Here is a 22,194-nt window from a genome sequence, read left to right as displayed (position 1 = left end):
ATGGACCGAGCCGCCGCACTACAGCGTGCGACGGCTTCTTCCCTAATCCTGGCGGCAATCCGCCGGGAGCTTACTTGCCAGTGATCATCGGCAGGTTCAGACCCTGTTCCTTGGCGCAGTCGATGGCGATCTGGTAACCGGCATCGGCGTGACGCATGACACCGGTACCCGGGTCGTTATGCAGCACACGGGCGATACGCTCGGCCGCTTCGTCGGTACCGTCGCAGACGATCACCATCCCGGAGTGCTGGGAGAAGCCCATGCCGACGCCGCCGCCGTGGTGCAGGGAAACCCAGGTCGCGCCGCTGGCGGTGTTCAGCAGAGCGTTGAGCAGCGGCCAGTCGGACACGGCGTCGGAACCGTCCTGCATCGATTCGGTTTCGCGGTTCGGGCTGGATACCGAACCGGAGTCCAGGTGGTCGCGACCGATCACGATCGGCGCCGACAGCTCGCCGCTGCGCACCATTTCGTTGAACGCCAGGCCGAGCTTGGCGCGCAGGCCCAGGCCAACCCAGCAGATACGCGCCGGCAGGCCCTGGAAGCTGATGCGCTCGCGCGCCATGTCCAGCCAGTTGTGCAGGTGCGCGTCGTCCGGGATCAGTTCCTTGACCTTGGCGTCGGTCTTGTAGATGTCCTGCGGGTCGCCCGACAGCGCGGCCCAGCGGAACGGACCGATGCCGCGGCAGAACAGCGGACGGATATAGGCCGGTACGAAGCCTGGGAAGTCGAAGGCGTTCTCGACGCCTTCTTCCTGGGCCATCTGACGGATGTTGTTGCCGTAGTCGAAGGTCGGGATGCCCTGCTTCTGGAAGTCGAGCATGGCCTTGACGTGCACGGCCATCGATTGCTTGGCCGCCTTGACCACCGCGGCAGGCTCGGTCTTGGCGCGCTCGCGGTACTGCTCCCAGGTCCAGCCGGCCGGCAGGTAGCCGTTGAGCGGGTCGTGGGCGCTGGTCTGGTCGGTGACCATGTCCGGACGCACGCCGCGACGGACCATTTCCGGAAGGATTTCAGCCGCGTTGCCGCACAGGGCGATGGAGATCGCCTTGCCTTCGGCGGTGTACTTGGCGATACGCGCCAGGGCGTCGTCCAGGTCTTTGGCCTGCTCGTCGACATAGCGAGTCTTCAAACGGAAATCGATGCTGGTCTGCTGGCATTCGATATTCAGCGAGCAGGCGCCGGCCAGGGTCGCGGCCAAAGGCTGGGCGCCACCCATGCCGCCGAGGCCGGCGGTCAGGACCCAGCGGCCCTTGAGGTCATCGTTGTAGTGCTGGCGACCGGCTTCGACGAAGGTTTCATAGGTGCCCTGGACGATGCCCTGGCTGCCGATGTAGATCCAGCTGCCGGCGGTCATCTGGCCATACATGGCCAGGCCCTTGGCATCCAGTTCGTTGAAGTGTTCCCAGGTGGCCCAGTGCGGTACCAGGTTGGAGTTGGCGATCAGCACGCGCGGGGCGTTGCTGTGGGTCTTGAACACGCCGACCGGCTTGCCGGATTGCACCAGCAGGGTCTCGTCGTCATTCAGGTTGGTCAGGCTCTCGACGATCTTGTCGTAGCACTCCCAGTTGCGCGCGGCGCGGCCGATGCCACCGTAGACCACCAGCTCTTTCGGGTTCTCGGCGACCTCCGGATCGAGGTTGTTCATCAGCATGCGCAGCGGTGCTTCCGTCAGCCAGCTCTTGGCGGTCAGCTTGTTGCCGCGGGCAGCGCGAATTTCGACGTTCCGGTATTTCGTAGGTTTATTCTCAGTCACGAAAAAACTCCTCAGCGATCAATCCAAACCAACCCAGGCAGTGGGCGAGCGTGCCTACGCGCAGGGCGCTGCGCAGCAAGCGAATCAGGGGACGCTGCGAAGAGTCTTCAGTGACTCATACGCATACGTCTTTACTTGTACATACAAGCATATGCAATCGATCGGCCAACTCGCTGAACGAGCCTTCAAGAAAATCTTGAAACCGGTGAAGAGGCCCTTGGATCAAGGGTTTCAGCGTCGATTATTTTTTCGCGGGGGATATGACGAGAGGAGTGAGAGCTGTTACTTCGCCAGGGCTTTGCGCCACGCTGGGGCGTTCGGTAACAAATTGGTGCGCGAGGGAAACAACATCAGGGAGGGAGAGAAACAAGCCTTGTGTAGCCGCTGCCGAAGGCTGCGATCGGCTCCAAAGGAGACGCGCTCTTGCAGGCCCCGGAGGCTCTTCGAGTCGAGCGCGACCCCGGCCTATCGCAGCCTGCGGCAGCGGCTACAGGTCAGATGGCTGTCAGCTCGATCACGCAGCAAGCGCCGCTGACGCTGACTTCCCGCAAACCGGGGTTACCGAGCAGTTGCAGGCAGTCATGGCGCTCAAGCAACGCGGCGACACCGCCACCCAGGTCGGCGCGCATTTCCTCGGCCACGCTGAATACCAGCACCGTGCCGGCCTGGGTGAAGAAGCGCTGGCCACCCTGCAGCCATTGCAAGCGAGCGCTGTAGCGGTCCGGCGCGTAGATCAGGTTGAAGTCGCGAATCGGCCCGTCGATCAGGGTGCACGCGACCTGGCTGGCGCCACTGAAGGCAAAGGGGTCCAGCGGTAACAGTGCGCGGGTGTCCTGGCCGTCCACCGTCAGGGTCATGCCCGCACCCTGCAGCACGGTAATGATCCGCTGGTAGCCGGCAAAGCTGGAGAAGCCGCCGGACTCACCGATATCGGCGATCGACAGCCGCCAGCCGAAACCTTCCAGGCCGACGCCGGCGTCCCGGGTGATCTCTTCGGTGCTGCCGCCACCGTTCTTCCATGGCATGCGCGGGTAGTTGGCCGCGCGCAAAACGTTCAACTGAGTCATTGATGCCCCTTACTTATGAAACCGCCCTTCCAGGCTGTGACGAGAACCCGGGTGGATCAGGCGCGCGGCGGTCACCGGCTGGCGGCCGGACCAGGTCCGGCGGCGAATCAGCAGGCACGGCTCGCCGCGCTCGATCTGCAGCAACTTGCATTCTTCCGGCTCGGCCAGAATCGCCTCGACCACGTGCTCGCCCTCGGTCAGCGGCGCGACCTGGTTCAGGTAGGCGTAGGGGGTCTGCAGGGTGAAATCCTGCTTGAGGTAATCCGGCGCCACCAGCGCGTTGACGAAACGGTCCTCGATCTGCACCGGGATATCGTTCTCGAAATGCACGATCAGCGAGTGGAAGACCCTCTGCCCTTCGCGCATTTCCAGGGCCACGGCGCGCTCGGAACCGGCTGCCTCTTCCCCCAGGGTGATGACCTTGCACGTGTGGCGATGACCGCGCGAGGCGATCTCGTCGGCAATGTTGTGCACCTCGAACAGCGCCGACTGGCTTTTCGGTTCGGCGACGAAAGTCCCCACGCCCTGCATGCGCACCAGCAGGCCTTCGGCGGTCATCTCGCGCAGGGCGCGGTTGATGGTCATGCGGCTGAAACCCAGCTGGCTGACCAGCTCGCTTTCCGAGGGAACGCGGTAATGCGGCGGCCAGTTTCCACTCTCGATCTGCTGGGTGATCATCTGCTTGACGCGGGCGTACAGGGGCGCCGGACTATCGCCCAGATGGGCGGCCAGCGGGGAGTTGGCGGGCGGAGTCGGCACGGGAAATCCTTGTTGGCTGAAGAAAGAGGCTAGCTTGCCGGAGTTTACCGAGCAGGCAAACGTCTGTATATGTATATACAAATAACACACGACGGGGTGCTTGAACCATGTCCGCCTTCTTTGCCGAACGCGCACTGCTGCCTAACGGATGGGCCAACAACGTACGTCTCGAGGTCAGCGCCGACGGCCTGTTGACCCACATCCAGGCCGATGCCAGCGCAGAAGGCGCCGAGCAGCTACAGGGCCCGCTGCTGCCGGGCATGCCCAACCTGCACTCCCATGCGTTCCAGCGGGCGATGGCCGGGCTGGCGGAAGTGGCCGGCAACCCCAACGACAGCTTCTGGACCTGGCGCGACCTGATGTATCGCCTGGTGGGCAAGATCAGCCCGGACCAGTTGGGCATCATCGCCCGTCAGCTGTACATCGAAATGCTCAAGGCCGGTTACACCTCGGTCGCCGAATTCCACTACGTGCATCACAACACCAACGGCCAGCCCTACGCCGACCCGGCCGAGCTGTCCCTGCGCATCAGCCAGGCCGCCAGCGCCGCCGGCATCGGCCTGACCCTGCTGCCAGTGCTGTACAGCCACTCCGGTTTCGGCGGCCAGGCGCCCAACGAAGGCCAGCGCCGCTTCATCAACAGCACGGAAAACTACCTCAAGCTGCAAAGCCGCCTGCAACCGCTGCTGGCCCGGCAACCGGCCCAGCAGCTGGGGCTGTGTTTCCACTCGTTGCGCGCGGTCACCCCGCAGCAGATCAGCGAGGTGCTGGCCGCCAGCGACAAACAGTGCCCGGTGCATATCCACATTGCCGAACAGCAGAAAGAAGTCGACGACTGCCTGACCTGGAGCGGGCGTCGGCCGCTGCAATGGCTATATGAAAACACCGAGGTCGATCAGCGCTGGTGCCTGGTCCATGCCACCCACGCGAATGCCGAAGAAGTCAGCCTCATGGCGCAGAGCCGAGCGATTGCCGGCCTGTGCCTGACCACCGAAGCCAACCTCGGCGACGGGATTTTCCCGGCGGTGGATTTTCTCGCCCAAGGCGGCCGCATGGGCATCGGTTCCGACAGCCATGTGTCGCTGAGCGTGGTGGAAGAATTGCGCTGGGCGGAATACGGCCAGCGCCTGCGCGATCAACGCCGCAACCGCCTGTATCGCAGCGACCAGCCGATGGTTGGCCGGACCCTGTACGACGCCGCGCTGGACGGCGGCGCCCAGGCCCTGGGGCAACCGATCGGCGCCCTGGAAGTGGGCAAGCGCGCCGACTGGCTGGTGCTCGACGGCAGCGATCCTTACCTGGCCACCGCCGAGGGCGACGGCATTCTCAACCGCTGGCTGTTCGCCGGTGGCGATCGCCAGGTGCGCGATGTGCTGGTCAACGGTCAGTGGGTAGTGCGCGACGGACGTCACGCAGGCGAGGAAGAAAGTAATCGGGCCTTTACCCAGGTGCTGCGCGACCTGCTCGGCTGAAGCTAGTCACCGCGGGAGCCAGCACGCTGGCTCCCGCATGGATTCACTTCGAGGTCTTGGCCATCGCCTTGTCCGACACGCGCCAGATCAGGCGAGTGGTGTCATAACCCTGCTGGCGCGCCCTGCTCAGCAGGTCCTCGCGAACCGCCTCGCTGACATTCGGCCGGCGCGACAACAGCCACAGGTATCGACGATCCGGGTTGCCGACAATGGCGGTCTTGTAGTCGTCGCTCACATACAGCACCCAGTAGTCGCCCTTGGCCAGGCCCGGTATCAACCGGGAAAACCAGGTATCGAACTCGACCCACAGCTTGTCGGTTTTGTCCGGCGCCTGCGGCGTCGCGGTGCCCCGCACCTCTTCCCATTGCCAATTGGAGGTCAGGCAGCGGTTGAGTACCGCCATATTGCCTTCTGGCAACAGGGTGTAGCGGGCTTCGGATTGCGCGCAATTGCGCTGGAAATACATCGGCAAACGCGCCAGCTCGTACCAGGTCCCTTGGTAACGCTTGAGATCGACGTGATTAGCGGTCTTGGGCGCCAGTGAATCGTCCCGGGAAGTGGCGCAGCCGGCCAACAACAGACCGGCCAGAAGAGTGACTAGCAAACGCATCATTATTTTTCTCCCGTGGGCACGTGGCCCCGGTTTTTTTACTTCAGGCCTTGCCCGGAAAACATCAGCACTTTGTCACCGGCGTACTGCACGCTGATAAAGCTGTTCTTGTCACCCCAGGTGCAGCTGGACATGCCCAGCGCGCCGGAACAATCGGTTGGTTTGCCCAGCAGTTTTTCAACTTCGGCCTTGGGCATGCCGGCCGACAGCTTGGAATAGTTTTCCTGATTGATCTTGCCGCATGCAGCCAACAGCACGCAGAACGACAACAGAGCGAGAGAACGCAGGGACATGGTGAAACTCCTGGGCGGACGGGGGGATGGCATGCTGCCAACCAGAAGCTTAGAAGAGAAAAGCCCCATCTGGTTCCCCAGCCAGACGCCTATTTATTGTGACGCAGCGCCCAGCATTTCCTCCGGAATCAACCACTTTGCGGGGGCAAAACGCATTTCGTCGGGCAGGCGTCGGCGCGCCTCATCTTTCATGATGGCCAGTCGACATAAACGCAGCGCAAAAGCTGCCGCTATGGCAAATTGACACCCCCTCGCTGACCACCCTTTCGCGGTAGCTCACTTAATGACCAGAAACATGAAATTCAGCCATAAGATCCTGCTTGCCGCCGCTCTTGTGGTCGCCGTTGCGTTCGCCTGTTTTATCCTGTTCAACGACTATCGACAGCGCGAGGCCCTGCGCAGCAGCAACGAGTCCTCTATGCAGGAACTCGGCAGCCTGACCAGCAGCAACATCCAGACCTGGCTGGAAAGCCGTATCCAGTTGCTGCACACCCTGGCCCAGCAAATCGCCGTGGACGGCAGCGGCGCCGATGGCCTGAAACGCAGCGTCGGCCTCCCCGCCTACGCCAGCAACTTCCAGCTCAGCTATTTCGGCGGCCAGGACGGCGCGATGTTCTCGGTCCCGGCGGGCAACCGCGCGCCCGACTACGACCCGCGCGCCCGTGGCTGGTACAAGGCGGCCAACTCGGCCCAGCAGACCATCGTCACCGAACCCTACATCGCCGCCTCCTCCGGCAAGCTGGTGATCACCGTCGCCACCCCGGTCCAGCACCAGGGCAGCTTCATCGGCGTCGCCGGGGCCGATATCGACCTGTCCAACGTCAGCGCCATCATCAACTCGCTGAATTTCGGCGGCCATGGCCAGGCGTTCATCGTCAGCGCCGGCGGCAAGATCCTGATCCACCCGGACAGCAAGCTGGTGCTCAAGAACCTCAGCGACGCCTACCCCAATGGCGCCCCGCAGGTCGGCCCGGGCCTGAAGGAAGTCGAGCTGGACGGCAAGACCCAGCTCATCTCCTTCACCCGCGTCAACGGCGTACCGTCGGCGGACTGGTACGTGGCACTGGTGCTGGACAAGGACACCGCGTTCTCGATGCTCAGCGAGTTCCGCACCTCGGCAATCATCGCCATGCTGATTGCCGTAGTGATCATCATCAGCCTGCTGGGCATGCTGATCCGCGTGCTGATGCAGCCGCTGCACCTGATGGGCCGCGCCATGCACGACATCGCCGAGGGCGAAGGCGACCTGACCAAGCGCCTGACCATCCATGGCCACGACGAGTTCGGCACCCTGGGCGTGTCGTTCAACCGTTTCGTCGAACGGGTTCACGGCTCGATCCGCGAAGTCGCCTCGGCCACCGGCCAGGTCAACGAAGTCGCCCTGCGGGTGGTCAGTGCCTCGAACTCGTCGATGTTCAACTCCGGCCAGCAGGCCTCGCGCACCAGCAGCGTCGCCGCGGCCATCAACCAGCTCGGCGCCGCCGCCCAGGAAATCGCCCAGAACGCCGCCCTGGCGTCGCAGCACTCCAGCGATGCGCGCAACCTGGCGGGCGAAGGCCAGGCCGTGGTCGACCAGACCATCGCCGCCATGCAGCAACTGTCGGCGAAGATCAGCGACTCCTGCGGCCATATCGAAACCCTGAACAGCAACACGGTGAACATCGGCCAGATCCTCGAAGTCATCACCAGCATCTCCCAGCAGACCAACCTGCTGGCCCTCAACGCCGCCATCGAAGCCGCCCGCGCCGGTGAGGCCGGCCGTGGTTTCGCGGTGGTCGCCGATGAGGTGCGCAACCTCGCCCACCGCACCCAGGACTCGGCGCAGCAAGTGCAGAAGATGATCGAGGAACTGCAGGTCGGCGCCCGCCAGGCGGTGGACACCATGACCGAAAGCCAGCGCGAGAGCGCAAGCAGCGTCGGCATCGCCAACCAGGCCGGCCAGCGCCTGGGCAGCGTGACCCAGCGCATCGGCGAGATCGACGGCATGAACCAGTCCGTGGCCACCGCCACCGAGGAGCAGACCGCCGTGGTGGAGTCGATCAACGTCGACATCACCGAGATCAACACCCTCAACCAGGAAGGCGTGGAAAACCTGCAGGCGACCCTGCGCGCCTGCGCCGACCTGGAGCAGCAAGCGGCGCGGTTGCAGCAGTTGGTGGGCAGCTTCCGGATTTAACGATCAGCAACACTCAACTCGTCTGGCGCGGCGCACATAGGACTGAATAAAGACTAAACTCAGTCCTGCTTCCCCAGACGAGATGCTCCCATGAAGCTTTCTTCTCAGATCAAACCGATCAGTTACCTGAAAAGCCACACCGCCGAGATCGTCAAAACCATCACCGAAAGCCGTGAGCCCATGGTCATTACCCAGAACGGCGAGGCAAAACTGGTGGTCATGGATGTGAAAAGCTTCGAGCAGCAGGAAGAAACCATGGCGCTGCTGAAGATCCTCGCCCTCGGTAATCGTGAGATCGATGAAGGCCAATTCCGCGATGCGCAGGACGTGTTTGCCGACCTGGACCAGGCCGACCAGCCGTGACATTCAAGGTAGTGCTTCTGCATTCGGCGGAAACCGACCTCATCGAGTTGCGTACCTACCTCACCCAGCGGTTCTCCACCGCTACCTGGCACAACAGCTACAGCAGCCTGAAACAGGCCATTCGCCAACTGGCCACCCTGCCCTACGCCGGGGTGATTCCCGCAGAACTCGAACAACTGCATGTCGGCCACTACCGACAGATACTCTCGGGGATGAATCGAATCATCTATGAAGTACGAGACGCTACCGTCTACATCCATGTCATCGCCAATACCCGCCAAGACCTGCAAACCTTGCTGATGAAGCGGCTGCTGCGAGTCAGGCGCTAAGTATTCATGGGTCTTGAAGACCTATCGCGGGCAATCGAGCGTCGACCGGCCGCTCCTACAGAAGAACCCAAGCGTCCGTAGGAGCGAGACTTGCCCGCGCGCGATAGCGATTACGGAACGCAGAAGAACTAGAAGCTGGAACCCGGCTCGCGCAGGAACGCCAGTTCCTCCGGCGTCGATTCACGCCCGAGAATCTGGTTGCGATGGGGGAAGCGCCCGAAGCGGGCGATGATTTTCTGATGCCGTTCGGCGTAGTCCAGCAGATCGGCGAACACCGGTTGGTCGGCCAGCGGCTGCTCGTCGTGCAAGGCGGCGAACCTGGAGATCGCTTCGTTCTGCACCGCCAGGTTTTCGCAATGCTCGAACACCAGGTAGATAAAGCTGCGCTGCATCGGCGCCAGCTGGCGGTCGAAATCCGCGGCAATGCCCTGGGCCACCAGCGCCTGGGCGCGCAGGTCGCCGGCAAAGCTCTTGGGGGTTTCGCGATACAGCATGCGCGGTAGCTGGTCGAGCAGCACCACCAGGGCCAGCCAGCCTTGCGGGCGTTGCGCCCACTCGGTCAATCCGCCGGCCAAGGCCTGTTCCACCAGATCCCCGAAACGCTCGCGCGCTTCGAGGTCCTGGCTATCGCGCTTGCCAAACCACAGCCTGCCCTTTTCAGCCTTGATGTCCGCGGGTTTCTCGGACGAACCGAACCACCAGTCGAGCAAAGGCTGCCAGGGCGCGGCCATGGGTTATTCCTTGTGGTAGGCGGTGACGCGGGCGACTTCTTCCTTCGAGCCGAGGAACACCGCTACGCGCTGGTGCAGGCCTTCAGGCTGGATGTCGAGAATGCGCTGGTGACCGTCGGTGGAAGCGCCGCCCGCCTGTTCCACCAGGAACGACATCGGGTTGGCTTCGTACATCAGGCGCAGCTTGCCCGGCTTGGATGGCTCGCGGCTGTCGCGTGGGTACATGAACAGGCCACCGCGGGTCAGGATACGGTGCACGTCGGCGACCATCGCGGCCACCCAGCGCATGTTGTAGTTCTTGTTCAGCGGGCCTTCTTCGCCTGCCAGCAATTCGCTCACGTAACGCTGCACCGGCGCTTCCCAGTGACGCTGGTTGGACATGTTGATGGCGAATTCCTGGGTGGTTTCAGGAATGGTGATGTCTTCGTGGGTCAGCACGAAGCTGCCCATTTCGCGATCCAGGGTGAAACCCTTGACGCCGTCGCCCAGGGTCAGCACCAGCATGGTCTGCGGGCCGTAGATGGCGTAACCGGCGGCAACCTGCTGGGTGCCTGGCTGCAGGAAGGCCTTTTCATTGAGCGGTTCGTTCTGGCTCAGGTATTCGTTCGGGCAACGCAATACCGAGAAAATCGTGCCGACCGGGGCGTTGATGTCGATGTTCGACGAGCCGTCCAGCGGGTCGAATACCAGCAGGTACGCGCCTTTCGGGTATTTGCCCGGGATCTGGTAGGCATTGTCCATTTCCTCGGACGCCATGCCGGCCAGGTGGCCGCCCCATTCGTTGGCTTCGAGCAGGATCTCGTTGGAGAGCACGTCGAGCTTCTTCTGCACTTCGCCTTGGACGTTTTCAGTGCCCATGCTGCCCAGAACACCGCCCAGGGCGCCTTTGGACACGGCATGGCTGATCTCCTTGCAGGCACGCGCCACCACTTCGATCAGGAAGCGCAGATCGGCAGGAGTGTTGTTGCTGCGGGTCTGCTCAATCAAATAGCGACTCAGGGTAACGCGGGACATGGACGGCTCCGGAGGAATGGGGGGGCTAAAAACCCGCGCAGTTTAACGCGAGTCGGGGTGCATTTCCTCCTATGAGACGAGATCCGCCACAGAGAGTTCATGCATGGGGTTGAGCGTAGCCCGAAATCCGATCCGCAGACGTTGGCGCAGGCTGCGATAGCCTGCGCCCTTTCGACACTACGGGGAGCGCCGAGCGGCCTATTCCAGAGCCTTCCAGATCTCCGTGGCGTACTCGCGAATGGTCCGGTCCGAAGAGAACCAGCCCATGCGCGCGCTGTTGAGCACCGCCGAACGCCACCATTGATTACTGTCGCGCCAGCGCTCTTCGACATGCAGCTGGGCATTCCAGTAGGAGTCGAAATCGGCGCACACGTGGAAGCGGTCATAGTCGACCAGTGAATCGATCAGCCCGGTGTAGCGGGCCGGATCGTCCGGCGAAAATACTCCGCCACGAATCGCCTGCAGCACATCGTTGAGACGATGGGAGGCGGCGATGTCCGGCACCGCGCTGAATTCGCCATTGCGTTTGCGTGCCTCCACCTGCTGGGCGCTGAGGCCGAAGATGAACATGTGCTCGGCGCCGACCCGCTCGCACATCTCGACGTTGGCGCCGTCCAGGGTGCCGATGGTCAGCGCGCCATTGAGGCCGAACTTCATATTGCTGGTGCCCGAGGCCTCGAAGCCGGCGGTGGAGATCTGCTCCGACAGGTCCGCCGCCGGGATGATGCTTTCGGCCAGGCTGACGTTGTAGTTGGGCAGGAACACCACCTTGAGCAGGCCACGCACGGTCGGGTCGTTGTTCACCGTACGGGCGATGTCATTGCTCAGTTTGATGATCAGTTTGGCCTGGTGGTAACTGGCCGCGGCCTTGCCGGCGAAGATCTTCACCCGCGGCACCCAGTCGATTTCCGGCTCGGCGCGGATCGCCTGGTACAGCGCCACCGTGTGCATCAGGTTGAGCAGTTGGCGCTTGTACTCATGGATCCGTTTGACCTGGACGTCGAACAGCGCTGCCGGATTGACCGCGATGCCCAGGCGTTCATGGATGATCGCCGCCAGCGCGCGCTTGCTGTGCAGGCGTTGCTCGGCGAACTGCTTGCGAAAGGCCGACTTCTCGGCGAAGGGTTCGAGCTTGAGCAACAGCTCCTCGGGGTTGTCCAGCAGCTCCGGGCCGACGGCTTCGACCAGCATCGCCGTCAGCTTGGGGTTGGCCTGGTACAGCCAGCGGCGAAAGGTGATGCCGTTGGTCTTGTTGTTGATCCGCTCCGGGTACAGCTTGTGCAGCTCGGAAAACACCGTGCTGCGCATCAGCTGGGTGTGCAGGCCGGACACGCCGTTGACGCTATGGGAACCGAGAAACGCCAGGTTGCCCATGCGCACCCGGCGGCCGTTGTCTTCTTCGATCAGCGACACCGCGCGCAGCACGTCGAAGTCGTGGATGCCCTTGGCCCGCAGCGAATCGATGTGCTGGGCATTGATCAGGTAAATGATCTGCATGTGCCGCGGCAGCATGCGTTCCATCAGGCCCACCGGCCAGGTTTCCAGGGCTTCGGGCAGCAGCGTGTGGTTGGTGTAGGCCAGGGTCTCGACGGTGATCTGCCAGGCCGCTTCCCAGGCGATGCCGTGCAGGTCCACCAGCTGGCGCATCAGTTCGGCCACGGCGATCGACGGGTGCGTATCGTTGAGCTGGATCGCCGCATGCTCGCCGAGGCTGAGCACCGAGTCGTGCATGTTCTTGTGCCGGCGCAGCAGGTCCTGCAGGGACGCGGAGACGAAAAAGTACTCTTGGCGCAGGCGCAGTTCCTGCCCGGCTTCGGTGCTGTCCGCCGGGTAGAGCACCCGGGAAATGCTTTCGGCGCGGGCCACCTCGGCCACCGCGCCCAGGTGGTCGCCGGCGTTGAAGCGTTCCAGGTGCAGGTCTTCCATGGCCCTCGCGCGCCACAGGCGCAAGGTGTTGACGCTGGCGCCGCGCCAGCCGACCACCGGGGTGTCGTAGGCCACCGCGCGCACGGTTTCCGCCGGCCACCAGACCTGCCGGGTATGGCCGGCCTCGTCGGTGACGGTCTCGACGCTGCCGCCGAAGCCGATCGAATAGATCACTTCGGGGCGCTCGAACTCCCAGGGGTTGCCGAAGTCCAGCCAGTGCTCGGTCTGCTCCTGCTGCCAGCCATCGACGATGGCCTGGCGGAACAATCCGTGTTCATAACGAATGCCGTAGCCGTGGCCGGCGATGCCCAGGGTCGACATGCTTTCCATGAAGCACGCCGCCAGCCGGCCGAGGCCACCGTTGCCCAGCGCCGCATCCGGCTCCAGCAGGCGGATGCGTTCCATATCGACGCCCAGCTCGTTCAGCGCATCGCGCGCCACGTCCAGCAGCCCGAGGTTGCTCAGGCTGTCGTAGAGCAGGCGGCCGATGAGGAATTCCAGGGACAGGTAATAAACGCGTTTCTGGCCTTTGCGGTAGATCTGCCGCGTATGGTCCATCCAATGCTCGACCATGTGATCGCGCGCCGCCAGGGCGATGGCTTCGAACCAGTCATGGTCGAAGGCGTGGTCCGGGTCTTTGCCCACCGCGTAGGTGAGTTTGGTCAGGACGGCATCGCGAAAAGCGGCCACCTCAGCGTCACGAACTTGCAGTTCCTGAGTCATGAATACGACCTCGAGCGAGATAGACAGTGAGCATGGAATTGTCTGAGCCTAGTCGGTCTGACAGGAGCCAAAGACTCTGGTTCGGTGCGTCTTGCGATTGCCCGAGCAGAGGCGGCGTCTCCCGCGGCAGCTGGCAAAAATGATGCAGATGCCGTGCCTACCCTCGCACTCCCCTTGGGCAGGCGTAAATTCCGTTAAATGGTTGTTCAAAAATCCACCAGTACCGGTATGATCGCGCGCCCTGATACACACGCTGGAAACAAGCCTGATGAAGTCCAACCTGATCGCCGCCGCGGAAATCGACCGACTCGATACCTGGGCCAAGTATTCCGCGCCCATGTGCGGCTCCTGCATGTCCAGCTGCTGCACCCTGCCGGTGGAGGTCAAGATCAAGGATCTGATCCGCATCGGCATCGTCGACGAATTCGAGCGCGGCGAGCCGGCGAAGAACATCGCCAAGCGCCTGCAGAAGGAAGGCATCGTCGAGCGCTACAACCAGAAGTCCGAGATCTTCACCCTGCAGCGCATGAGTAACAACGACTGCCTGTATCTGGATCGTAAGAGCCGCCTGTGCACCATTTATGACAAGCGCCCGGACACCTGCCGCAACCACCCGAAGATCGGCCCGCGCCCGGGCTATTGCGCGTACAAGCCCAAGCCGGTGGAACGCCCGACCAACACCAGCAGCCGGACCCTGGAACGTTTCTGAGCCCCGGCCTGTGCCTGCAACTCCGTTCCCCACGTAACCCTGCCGCCCTGTAGCCGCTGCCGAGCCTTGGCGAGGCTGCGAACGGCTGCAAAGCAGCCGCAGTACGGGCCACCGCAGAGTTTCAGATACACCGTTTTACGACCGCTACGCGGTCGATCGCAGCCTCGCGGGCTCGGCAGCGGCTACAGGACCCGAGCTTTTTCACAGATCAAAAAAAACGCCCCCGGCCTTTCGACCGGGGGCGTTTTTATTCAGCCTGAACTAAAAAATCAGTTCTTGGCTTTCTTGGCAGCGCGGGTACGCTCGCCTTCGTCCAGGATCTTCTTGCGAAGACGGATGGACTTAGGAGTCACTTCGCACAGCTCGTCGTCCTGGATGAATTCCAGAGCCTGTTCCAGGGTGAAACGAACCGGCGGAACCAGGGCGATGGTTTCGTCCTTGCCCGAAGCACGCATGTTGTCGAGCTTCTTGCCTTTGGTTGGGTTCACGCCCAGGTCGTTGTCACGGCTGTTCAGACCAACGATCTGACCGTTGTAGATTTCCTGGCCGTGCTCGACGAACAGCTTGCCGCGCGCCTGCAGGGTTTCCAGGGAGTAGGTCAGGGCCTTGCCGGTCTCGACCGAAACCAGTACGCCGTTCTGACGACCGGACATGTGGCCGGACTTCATCGGAGCGTAGCGATCGAAGATCGAGGTCAGGATGCCTGCACCGTTGGTCAGGGTCAGGAACTGGTTACGGAAACCGATCAGACCACGGGCTGGAATGTTGTATTCCAGGCGTACACGGCCCTTGCCATCCGGAACCATGTTGCTCAGGTCGCCCTTACGCAGACCCATTTCTTCCATGACCTTGCCCTGGGATTCTTCAGGGATGTCGATGGTGACGTTTTCGAACGGTTCCTGCTTCACGCCGTCGACTTCACGGATGATCACTTCAGGACGGCCAACGCCCATTTCGAAACCTTCGCGACGCATGGTTTCGATCAGTACCGACAGGTGCAGCTCACCACGGCCGGAAACCTTGAACTTGTCGGCCGAGTCGCCTTCTTCAACGCGCAGTGCAACGTTGTACAGCAGCTCTTTGTCCAGACGTTCCTTGATGTTACGGCTGGTCACGAACTTGCCTTCTTTACCGCAGAATGGCGAGTCGTTGACCTGGAAGGTCATGGAAACGGTCGGCTCGTCGACGGTCAGTGGCTTCATCGCTTCGACAGCGGTCGGATCGCACAGGGTGTCGGAGATGAACAGCTCGTCGAAACCGCTGATGCAGACGATGTCGCCGGCAGCCGCTTCTTCAACGTCCACACGGTGCAGACCGTGGTGACCCATCAGCTTCAGGATACGGCCGTTGCGCTTCTTGCCTTCGGTGTCGATAGCGACGACCGGAGTGTTCGGCTTGACGCGACCACGAGCGATACGGCCAACGCCGATCACACCCAGGAAGCTGTTGTAGTCCAGAGCGGAGATCTGCATCTGGAACGGACCGTCACGGTCAACGGCCGGAGCCGGAACGTTGTCGACGATCGACTGGTACAGCGGGGTCATGTCTTCGGCCATGTCGGTGTGGTCCAGACCGGCAATGCCGTTCAGGGCCGAGGCGTAGACGACTTTGAAGTCCAGCTGTTCTTCGGTGGCGCCCAGGTTGTCGAACAGATCGAAGATCTGGTCCAGAACCCAGTCAGGACGCGCGCCTGGACGGTCGACCTTGTTGATGACCACGATCGGACGCAGGCCGGCTTCGAACGCCTTCTTGGTCACGAAGCGGGTTTGCGGCATAGGGCCGTCTTGAGCGTCGACCAGCAGCAGAACGGAGTCGACCATCGACATTACGCGTTCAACTTCGCCGCCGAAGTCGGCGTGGCCCGGGGTGTCCACGATGTTGATGTGGTAGCCGTTCCAGTTGATGGCGGTGTTTTTCGCCAGGATGGTAATACCGCGCTCTTTTTCCTGGTCGTTGGAGTCCATCACGCGCTCGTCGTTGAGCTCGTTGCGCTCCAGGGTGCCGGATTGACGCAGGAGTTTGTCTACCAGGGTGGTTTTACCGTGGTCAACGTGAGCAATGATGGCGATGTTGCGTAGATTTTCGATCACTTGTGTATCTCGATCAGAGGATTCGGTGTGCTGACAACTGCTGGCAGCGATTAACAATAGAGTCCGGCAAGGCCGTTACAGCTTGACGGTGGCGTCGGGGGGCCGGTGACGCAAGCCACAGGCAAACAGCCCCGGGCACTTAGCTCGGTCTATAAACGCGCACATTGGCATGTCCCTCACTGAGCAGATGGTGAGCATGCAGGCGACTCATGACGCCTTTGTCGCAATACAGCAGGTACTGGCGAGTAGGGTCCAGTTCCTTGAAGCGTGCATTCAATGCATAGAACGGCAGCGCTTTTATCTCGATGCCAGAAAGTGTCAGCGGGTCGTCTTCCTGAGCATCCGGATGCCGGATGTCGATCACGATCTGGCCCGCCAGCGCCTCGCTGACTTCTTCGATCTGCAAATCCTGGCCCAGTTCGTCGATCACCCGATCGATCGGCACCAGTTTGGCCCGCTCGATCGCACGCTCGAGCACCGCCATGTCGAATTCTTTCTCTTCATGCTCCACGCGATGGCGCTTGGCGTGGGTCTTGGGGTTCACCGAGATGACCCCGCAGTACTCCGGCATGTGCTTGGCGAAATCAGCGGTGCCGATTTCGTTGGCCAGGTCGATGATGTCCTGCTTGTGGCTGGCGATCAGCGGGCGCAGCACCAGCTTGTCGGTCACGCAGTCGATGACCGAGAGGTTCGGCAGGGTCTGGCTCGACACCTGGGAAATCGCCTCGCCGGTGACCAGCGCGTCGATGTGCAGGCGGTCGGCGATGCTCGACGCGGCACGCAACATCATACGCTTCAAAATGACGCCCATATGACTGTTGTCGACTTTGCCGAGGATTTCGCCGAGCACTTCCTCGAACGGCACGCTGACGAACAGCACGCGCTGGGAGCTGCCGTACTTCTTCCAGATATAGTGCGCGACTTCCATCACGCCCAATTCGTGGGCACGCCCGCCCAGGTTGAAGAAGCAGAAGTGGCTCATCAGGCCGCGACGCATGATCTGGTAGGCCGCCACCGTGGAATCGAAACCGCCGGACATCAAAACCAGGGTCTGTTCCAGGGCGCCCAGCGGGTAGCCGCCGATGCTGTTGTGCTGGCTGTGGATCACGAACAACCGTTGGTCGCGAATTTCCATCCGCACTTCGATTTCCGGCTCTTTCAGGGAAATCCCGGCGGCGCCGCACTGCCGACGCAGCTGGCTGCCGACGTATTTTTCCACATCCATGGAGCTGAATTCATGCTTGCCGGCACGCTTGCAGCGCACGGCGAAAACTTTCCCCGCCAGCGCCTCGCCAAAGTGCTGCTTGCACTTGGCGACGATGTCGTCGAAGTCGCCCAACGGATACTCATCGACCTGCAGGAAATGCGCGATGCCCGGCATGCAACTCAGGCGCTCGGTCATCTCCTTCAAGGCTTTCGGCTCGCTGACGGCGGTTTCCAGCTCGAGGTTGTCCCACACACCATTGACCACCACAGCCGGGTCCAGATCGCGGAGCACGGCACGGATGTTCTTGGCCAGCTGACGGATGAAACGCGTCCGTACCGGGCGGCTCTTGATGGTGATTTCCGGGAAAACTTTAACGATTAGTTTCATGAAAACAGCGCGCGCTGGGCCAGCCGAAAAAGGGGGGCGCGGATTATAGCGGAAATTGCTCAAGGTTTAACCAATTAATGTGCACTCGGTTTTTCATGCACCAAAACAGGTCATCGCCAGATAAAAACGCAACATTGCGGTGCGTCGATTTGCCAATCTGGCCCAAATAGCGCCCGGAATGCGTGAGTTTGGGGCATAAAACCCAACTCAGGGCACTGGCATGCAATTTGCTCCCTTGTGAGGCAGGTTGCCATGGCAGAGTATCTGCGCCGGCATCACCCACATTCTAAGGGCACACCAACACTCGCCCGAAGCCACCCGGAGGACACTATGTCGAAGTCGGTTCAACTCATCAAAGATCATGACGTCAAATGGATTGATCTGCGCTTCACTGACACCAAAGGCACTCAGCACCACGTGACCATGCCGGCCCGTGATGCGCTGGATGACGATTTCTTCGAAATCGGCAAAATGTTCGACGGTTCCTCCATCGCTGGCTGGAAAGGCATCGAAGCCTCCGACATGATCCTGATGCCGGTTGACGAAACCGCCGTCCTGGACCCGTTCACCGAAGAGCCGACCCTGATCCTGGTCTGCGACATCATCGAACCTTCGACCATGCAGGGCTACGATCGCGACCCACGCGCCATCGCCAAGCGTGCCGAGGAGTACCTGAAGTCCACCGGTATCGGCGACACCGTATTCGTAGGTCCTGAGCCTGAGTTCTTCATCTTCGACGAAGTGAAGTTCAAGTCCGACATCTCCGGCTCCATGTTCAAGATCTTCTCCGAGCAAGGCTCGTGGATGTCCGACCAGGACGTGGAAGGCGGCAACAAAGGCCACCGTCCAGGCGTCAAGGGCGGCTACTTCCCGGTTCCTCCGTTCGACCACGACCACGAGATCCGTACCTCCATGTGTAATGCCATGGAAGAAATGGGCCTGGTCATCGAAGTTCACCACCACGAAGTGGCGACTGCCGGCCAGAACGAAATCGGCGTGAAGTTCAACACCCTGGTCAACAAGGGCGACGAAGTTCAGACCCTGAAGTACTGCGTACACAACGTGGCCGATGCCTACGGCCGCACCGCGACCTTCATGCCTAAGCCTCTGTACGGCGACAACGGCTCGGGTATGCACGTGCACATGTCCATCTCCAAAGATGGCAAGAACACCTTCGCTGGCGAAGGTTATGCCGGCCTGTCCGACACCGCCCTGTACTTCATCGGCGGCATCATCAAACACGGTAAGGCCCTGAACGGTTTCACCAACCCTTCGACCAACTCCTACAAGCGTCTGGTCCCAGGCTTCGAAGCTCCGGTCATGCTGGCCTACTCGGCTCGCAACCGTTCCGCTTCGATCCGTATCCCTTACGTGTCGAGCCCTAAAGCCCGCCGTATCGAAGCACGCTTCCCGGATCCGGCTGCCAACCCATACCTGGCCTTCGCTGCCCTGCTGATGGCCGGCCTGGACGGTATCCAGAACAAGATCCACCCTGGCGACGCGGCCGACAAAAACCTGTACGACCTGCCGCCTGAAGAGGCGAAAGAGATCCCACAAGTTTGCGGCAGCCTGAAAGAAGCCCTGGAAGAGCTGGACAAAGGTCGTGCGTTCCTGACCAAAGGCGGCGTTTTCAGCGACGACTTCATCGACGCTTACATCGCCCTGAAAAGCGAAGAAGAAATCAAGGTCCGTACCTTCGTACACCCACTGGAATACGAGCTGTACTACAGCTGCTGATCCGGTAGCGCCGCCCCACGCGGCGTGACAATAAAAAAGGCCTCCCTCAGGAGGCCTTTTTTATTGCCCGCCCATAGCCCCGGAGCATTCCCCCGGGCTATTCATCCATGGATAATCCGCGCCTCTCGCGCCCTCTATCAGGCGCCTCGACGAAGGGATTCGTATGCAGTGGACTCGCTCTCTCGGCCTGATCGCCTGCCTGGCGTTCGGCAGCACCCAGGCCACTCCTTTCTATGCTGATAAATCCCTGGCCCACCCGCTGATCACCGGCCTGGCGGAAAGCTCGGCGACCCTGGCCTTTATCAAGCAGGGTGGCGGCGTCAAAGGTTATTACTCGGTCGACCCGGACGAGAGCCAGCCGCAGCTGCTGGACGACTTCGGCGATGCAACCATCGAGTCGGTGTTCAACATCGCCCTGGACGATGAGTCCCTGACCCGCCTGGTGCTGTTCAAACAGCGCGGCCAGTACCGCCTGCATGCCTATCGCTATGACGAAAACGACCACCTCTATCGGCGCCTGGAGAAACTGCAGCCCGCCTTGGAGCGCATCGCCAAAGACCGTAAGAAACTCGATGCCCCGACGGTGAAACAGGCCCTGCGCCAGCTGACACCGCTGAACTACAGCGTCTTCTATGAAGACTCGGGTTTCGACGAGTTCAACCAGATCGACCATTCGGCCGGCACCCTGGTGGGTTACTTCGACCAGAACGGGCAGCCCATCACCGCCAGTCCGCCCGGAGCTGACCAGTACAGCTATAAAAAAACCTTCGCCGAAAAGGACGGGCGCTTTCTCACCGCCACCTACTGGCGCGGCGAAACGCCTGCGCTGGAGGGCGAGCCCCTGCTGTACAACTACCGGGCCAGCCGCATCGCCTGGGAAACCGAACCGCGGCGTTTCACTGGCAGCGAGGACGGGCCTTCCGTGGCCTACTCCAATTCCGGGGCCGTTGCCGCCCAGGGGGCTTACGCCAAGGGCCGACGCACTGGCGAGTGGGGTATTGCCGGACCGCACAACATCTGGTCCCAGGGTCGCTATATCGATGGCAAACGCCAGGGCCAGTGGAGCCTGGCCAATGAGAGCGAAGGCTACTTCATGACCGGCGAATATCGTGACGACCTGCGCGAAGGCCGCTGGGCCATCAACCTGGCGGAGTCCGAAATACCCGAGAACGGTGGTTTTGTCACTTTTGCCCGGGACCTGCGCAATGGTCCCAGCGAAGAGCGTGAAGACGGCGTGGTGGTCGAACGCGGCGACTACCTCGACGACCTGCGCCAGGGCCCCTGGCTAACCAGGGAAGGCACCGGCAATTTCGACCAGGGCTTGCGTAGCGGCCCATGGCAACTCAAGGCCGCCGAAGGCCATACCCACAGCGTCGGGTTTGTCGCCGACAAAATGGAAGGCGAACTGCGCGATACCGACACCAAGGGGGTATTGCGGGTGATCGAGCACTATCGCGGCGGCATTCTCTGGGGCACCCAGGAGGGCTACAACGACGCCGGCCAGTTGATGTACTCCTACAACTACGAGAACGGCCAGCGCGAGGGCCGTTCGCTGATCTACAGCGCCGATGGCAAGGTGCTGCTGTCGGACATGAGTTATCACAATGGCAACAAGCAAGGGCCCTACCTGACCTTCCTCGCCGACGGTTCGCCCGCCACCATCGGCCGGGTCGAAGGCAGCGATTTCATCGGCCTGATGACCCAGCTGGACGAGCATGGGCAGATATTCTCCGCCACACCCCGCTGCCGCTTCGAAAGCTACAGGAGCGAAGTGCAGAACTGCGGCATGGCCCGTGAGTTCAGGCAAGGCCGGGTCACCAGTGAGCGCGACTACCTGTTCGGCGAGTTGCAGGAATACCGCGAATACGATGCCCAGACCGGGCGCAAGATCCGTGAGCGCGTCATAGGCGCGGACGACAAGGTCAGCGAAATCACCTACTACGACAACGGCCAGATCGATTGCCAGGTGAACAAGGTCGGCTTCGAGTGGATGACCGTCAACCAACAGCGGCTCAAGAACCATGGCCAGGCCAAGCTGACCGGCGAACAGCTGTGCTATCACCGCAACGGCGCGATCAAGAGCCGCGAGCTGATCGACAACGGCTTGAGCGCCTGCCGGATCGTCTATGACGAAAGCGGCCAGCGACTGTCTTCCAGCCCGACCAATTGCGGGGCGCCCGCGACCGCCGCGGCCGGCCAATGAACCACCTTGCACCCGGCGCTTGCCAGGCACTGCGTTTTTGCGTGCATCATGGCCGCCGACTTGTCCCCAAGAAGCCGAGACCGCCCATGACTTCACGATTCTGCCTTGCCCTGTTGACCCTGTTGCTGACCGGCAATGCCTGCGCCGCCCCTGCCACCCTCGGCCCGCTGTTGGCCAGCATCGAAGAACGCCTGGCCATCGCCGACCAGGTGGCCCTGAGCAAATGGGACAGCCACAAACCGGTGGAAGACCGCCCGCGCGAGCGTGAGGTGATTGCCGGCGCGGTGGCCCAGGCGCCGGCCTACAAACTCGACGGCGCGGCGGTGGAACAGTTCTTCGCCGCGCAGATCGAGGCCAACAAGCTGGTGCAGTACGCCCATCTGTCCGAATGGACCTTGCAAGGCCAGGCGCCGGACACGCCGCGCCCGGACCTGGTGGGGCAGATCCGCCCGCAACTCGACCGGTTACAAAAACGCCTGCTGCAGCAACTGGCAGATTTCAGCCCCTACCGCAACGACCCGCAGTGCCCGCAATGGCTGGCCCAGGCCACCCACGGCGGCGACCGCCCGGCGCTGCGCCAACTGGCGCTGGTCCGCGCCACCGCCGAGCTTTGTGTGTCCAAAGGTTGAAGTGACGAACCTGGGC

18 protein-coding genes are annotated in these 22,194 nt (G+C 61.9%); 8 read left to right on the top strand and 10 right to left on the bottom strand.

Going from position 1 to position 22,194, the window contains the following annotated elements; genetic code table 11:
• Positions 1-70: 70 nt before the first annotated feature.
• The 3 genes from hutU to hutC all read right to left on the bottom strand — a co-directional run bounded on the left by hutU (position 71) and on the right by hutC (position 3,498).
• Positions 71-1,753 (bottom strand): urocanate hydratase, encoded by a 1,683-nt coding sequence (gene hutU / locus BMY68_RS26120; RefSeq protein WP_007925917.1) that lies wholly within the window; start codon positions 1,751-1,753, stop codon positions 71-73.
• 494 nt (positions 1,754-2,247) lie between these two features.
• Positions 2,248-2,820 (bottom strand): HutD/Ves family protein, encoded by a 573-nt coding sequence (locus BMY68_RS26115; RefSeq protein ID WP_085533491.1) that lies wholly within the window; start codon positions 2,818-2,820, stop codon positions 2,248-2,250.
• A 9-nt stretch (positions 2,821-2,829) separates the two neighbouring features.
• Positions 2,830-3,498: a histidine utilization repressor gene (hutC, locus tag BMY68_RS26110; RefSeq protein ID WP_238437480.1), complete on the bottom strand. Its 669-nt coding sequence runs from the start codon at positions 3,496-3,498 to the stop codon at positions 2,830-2,832.
• 188 nt (positions 3,499-3,686) lie between these two features.
• Here hutC and BMY68_RS26105 point away from each other — a divergent pair, with 188 nt between their 5' ends.
• Complete coding sequence (locus BMY68_RS26105; protein ID WP_085533489.1) at positions 3,687-5,051, top strand: formimidoylglutamate deiminase; 1,365 nt, start codon at positions 3,687-3,689, stop codon at positions 5,049-5,051.
• Positions 5,052-5,094: 43 nt separating this feature from the next.
• On the opposite strand, the gene BMY68_RS26100 is transcribed toward BMY68_RS26105, so the two are convergent.
• Positions 5,095-5,664 carry a lipocalin family protein gene (locus tag BMY68_RS26100; protein WP_009041786.1) on the bottom strand — a complete coding sequence of 190 codons (570 nt, stop codon included), beginning with the start codon at positions 5,662-5,664 and terminating at the stop codon, positions 5,095-5,097.
• A 35-nt stretch (positions 5,665-5,699) separates the two neighbouring features.
• Positions 5,700-5,954 carry a hypothetical protein gene (locus BMY68_RS26095; RefSeq protein WP_007925924.1) on the bottom strand — a complete coding sequence of 85 codons (255 nt, stop codon included), beginning with the start codon at positions 5,952-5,954 and terminating at the stop codon, positions 5,700-5,702.
• Positions 5,955-6,237: 283 nt separating this feature from the next.
• On the opposite strand from BMY68_RS26095, the gene BMY68_RS26090 reads away from it, so the two are divergent.
• The 3 genes from BMY68_RS26090 to BMY68_RS26080 all read left to right on the top strand — a co-directional run bounded on the left by BMY68_RS26090 (position 6,238) and on the right by BMY68_RS26080 (position 8,822).
• Positions 6,238-8,130 (top strand): methyl-accepting chemotaxis protein, encoded by a 1,893-nt coding sequence (locus BMY68_RS26090; RefSeq protein WP_204840082.1) that lies wholly within the window; start codon positions 6,238-6,240, stop codon positions 8,128-8,130.
• 90 nt (positions 8,131-8,220) lie between these two features.
• Positions 8,221-8,493: a type II toxin-antitoxin system Phd/YefM family antitoxin gene (locus BMY68_RS26085; RefSeq protein ID WP_009041784.1), complete on the top strand. Its 273-nt coding sequence runs from the start codon at positions 8,221-8,223 to the stop codon at positions 8,491-8,493.
• Positions 8,490-8,822 carry a type II toxin-antitoxin system RelE/ParE family toxin gene (locus tag BMY68_RS26080; protein WP_085533485.1) on the top strand — a complete coding sequence of 111 codons (333 nt, stop codon included), beginning with the start codon at positions 8,490-8,492 and terminating at the stop codon, positions 8,820-8,822. Before BMY68_RS26085 ends, BMY68_RS26080 begins: the two co-directional genes overlap by 4 nt.
• Positions 8,823-8,950: 128 nt before the next feature.
• Here the strand turns inward: BMY68_RS26080 and BMY68_RS26075 are convergent, their stop codons facing one another.
• From BMY68_RS26075 to BMY68_RS26065, 3 genes are all read right to left on the bottom strand, one after another.
• Positions 8,951-9,553 carry a DUF924 family protein gene (locus tag BMY68_RS26075; RefSeq protein WP_085533484.1) on the bottom strand — a complete coding sequence of 201 codons (603 nt, stop codon included), beginning with the start codon at positions 9,551-9,553 and terminating at the stop codon, positions 8,951-8,953.
• Positions 9,554-9,556: 3 nt separating this feature from the next.
• A complete protein-coding gene (locus tag BMY68_RS26070; protein ID WP_085533482.1) occupies positions 9,557-10,567 on the bottom strand; it encodes a class 1 fructose-bisphosphatase in 1,011 nt (336 codons plus the stop codon).
• A gap of 198 nt (positions 10,568-10,765) precedes the next feature.
• On the bottom strand, positions 10,766-13,216 hold the full coding sequence (locus tag BMY68_RS26065) for a glycogen/starch/alpha-glucan phosphorylase (protein ID WP_085533480.1): 2,451 nt from the start codon (positions 13,214-13,216) through the stop codon (positions 10,766-10,768).
• A 265-nt stretch (positions 13,217-13,481) separates the two neighbouring features.
• On the opposite strand from BMY68_RS26065, the gene BMY68_RS26060 reads away from it, so the two are divergent.
• Complete coding sequence (locus BMY68_RS26060; protein WP_023970087.1) at positions 13,482-13,925, top strand: YkgJ family cysteine cluster protein; 444 nt, start codon at positions 13,482-13,484, stop codon at positions 13,923-13,925.
• A 269-nt stretch (positions 13,926-14,194) separates the two neighbouring features.
• Here the strand turns inward: BMY68_RS26060 and typA are convergent, their stop codons facing one another.
• The gene (typA, locus tag BMY68_RS26055; RefSeq protein WP_009046549.1) at positions 14,195-16,015 is read right to left on the bottom strand and encodes a translational GTPase TypA; all 1,821 of its coding nucleotides are present in this window, start codon (positions 16,013-16,015) and stop codon (positions 14,195-14,197) included.
• Between the two features lie 139 nt (positions 16,016-16,154).
• Positions 16,155-17,609, bottom strand: coding sequence for a tRNA uracil 4-sulfurtransferase ThiI (gene thiI, locus BMY68_RS26050; protein WP_062823930.1), 1,455 nt, complete (start codon positions 17,607-17,609; stop codon positions 16,155-16,157).
• 330 nt (positions 17,610-17,939) lie between these two features.
• Here thiI and glnA point away from each other — a divergent pair, with 330 nt between their 5' ends.
• From glnA to BMY68_RS26030, 3 genes are all read left to right on the top strand, one after another.
• On the top strand, positions 17,940-19,346 hold the full coding sequence (gene glnA, locus BMY68_RS26040) for a glutamate--ammonia ligase (RefSeq protein ID WP_007929953.1): 1,407 nt from the start codon (positions 17,940-17,942) through the stop codon (positions 19,344-19,346).
• Between the two features lie 163 nt (positions 19,347-19,509).
• Positions 19,510-21,549: a toxin-antitoxin system YwqK family antitoxin gene (locus tag BMY68_RS26035; RefSeq protein WP_085533476.1), complete on the top strand. Its 2,040-nt coding sequence runs from the start codon at positions 19,510-19,512 to the stop codon at positions 21,547-21,549.
• Positions 21,550-21,635: 86 nt separating this feature from the next.
• On the top strand, positions 21,636-22,178 hold the full coding sequence (locus BMY68_RS26030) for a chorismate mutase (protein WP_085533474.1): 543 nt from the start codon (positions 21,636-21,638) through the stop codon (positions 22,176-22,178).
• Positions 22,179-22,194 lie beyond the last annotated feature (16 nt).

The organism is Pseudomonas sp. NFACC41-3 (genome assembly GCF_900109505.1).
Lineage (GTDB): Bacteria > Pseudomonadota > Gammaproteobacteria > Pseudomonadales > Pseudomonadaceae > Aquipseudomonas > Aquipseudomonas chlororaphis.
The sequence above is the reverse complement of the archived record's forward strand: the minus strand, read 5'-3'. Positions and strand labels throughout refer to the sequence as shown.

Excerpts from the sequence above, each read along its gene's own strand:
- BMY68_RS26085 (WP_009041784.1), top strand. The coding sequence starts at position 8,221 with ATGAAGCTTTCTTCTCAGATCAAACCGATCAGTTACCTGAAAAGCCAC.
- BMY68_RS26075 (WP_085533484.1), bottom strand. The coding sequence starts at position 9,553 with ATGGCCGCGCCCTGGCAGCCTTTGCTCGACTGGTGGTTCGGTTCGTCC.
- BMY68_RS26115 (WP_085533491.1), bottom strand. The coding sequence starts at position 2,820 with ATGACTCAGTTGAACGTTTTGCGCGCGGCCAACTACCCGCGCATGCCA.
- BMY68_RS26095 (WP_007925924.1), bottom strand. The coding sequence starts at position 5,954 with ATGTCCCTGCGTTCTCTCGCTCTGTTGTCGTTCTGCGTGCTGTTGGCT.
- BMY68_RS26090 (WP_204840082.1), top strand. The coding sequence starts at position 6,238 with ATGACCAGAAACATGAAATTCAGCCATAAGATCCTGCTTGCCGCCGCT.
- hutC (WP_238437480.1), bottom strand. The coding sequence starts at position 3,498 with ATGATCACCCAGCAGATCGAGAGTGGAAACTGGCCGCCGCATTACCGC.
- BMY68_RS26070 (WP_085533482.1), bottom strand. The coding sequence starts at position 10,567 with ATGTCCCGCGTTACCCTGAGTCGCTATTTGATTGAGCAGACCCGCAGC.
- BMY68_RS26035 (WP_085533476.1), top strand. The coding sequence starts at position 19,510 with ATGCAGTGGACTCGCTCTCTCGGCCTGATCGCCTGCCTGGCGTTCGGC.
- BMY68_RS26065 (WP_085533480.1), bottom strand. The coding sequence starts at position 13,216 with ATGACTCAGGAACTGCAAGTTCGTGACGCTGAGGTGGCCGCTTTTCGC.
- BMY68_RS26105 (WP_085533489.1), top strand. The coding sequence starts at position 3,687 with ATGTCCGCCTTCTTTGCCGAACGCGCACTGCTGCCTAACGGATGGGCC.
- BMY68_RS26100 (WP_009041786.1), bottom strand. The coding sequence starts at position 5,664 with ATGATGCGTTTGCTAGTCACTCTTCTGGCCGGTCTGTTGTTGGCCGGC.
- glnA (WP_007929953.1), top strand. The coding sequence starts at position 17,940 with ATGTCGAAGTCGGTTCAACTCATCAAAGATCATGACGTCAAATGGATT.
- BMY68_RS26030 (WP_085533474.1), top strand. The coding sequence starts at position 21,636 with ATGACTTCACGATTCTGCCTTGCCCTGTTGACCCTGTTGCTGACCGGC.
- thiI (WP_062823930.1), bottom strand. The coding sequence starts at position 17,609 with ATGAAACTAATCGTTAAAGTTTTCCCGGAAATCACCATCAAGAGCCGC.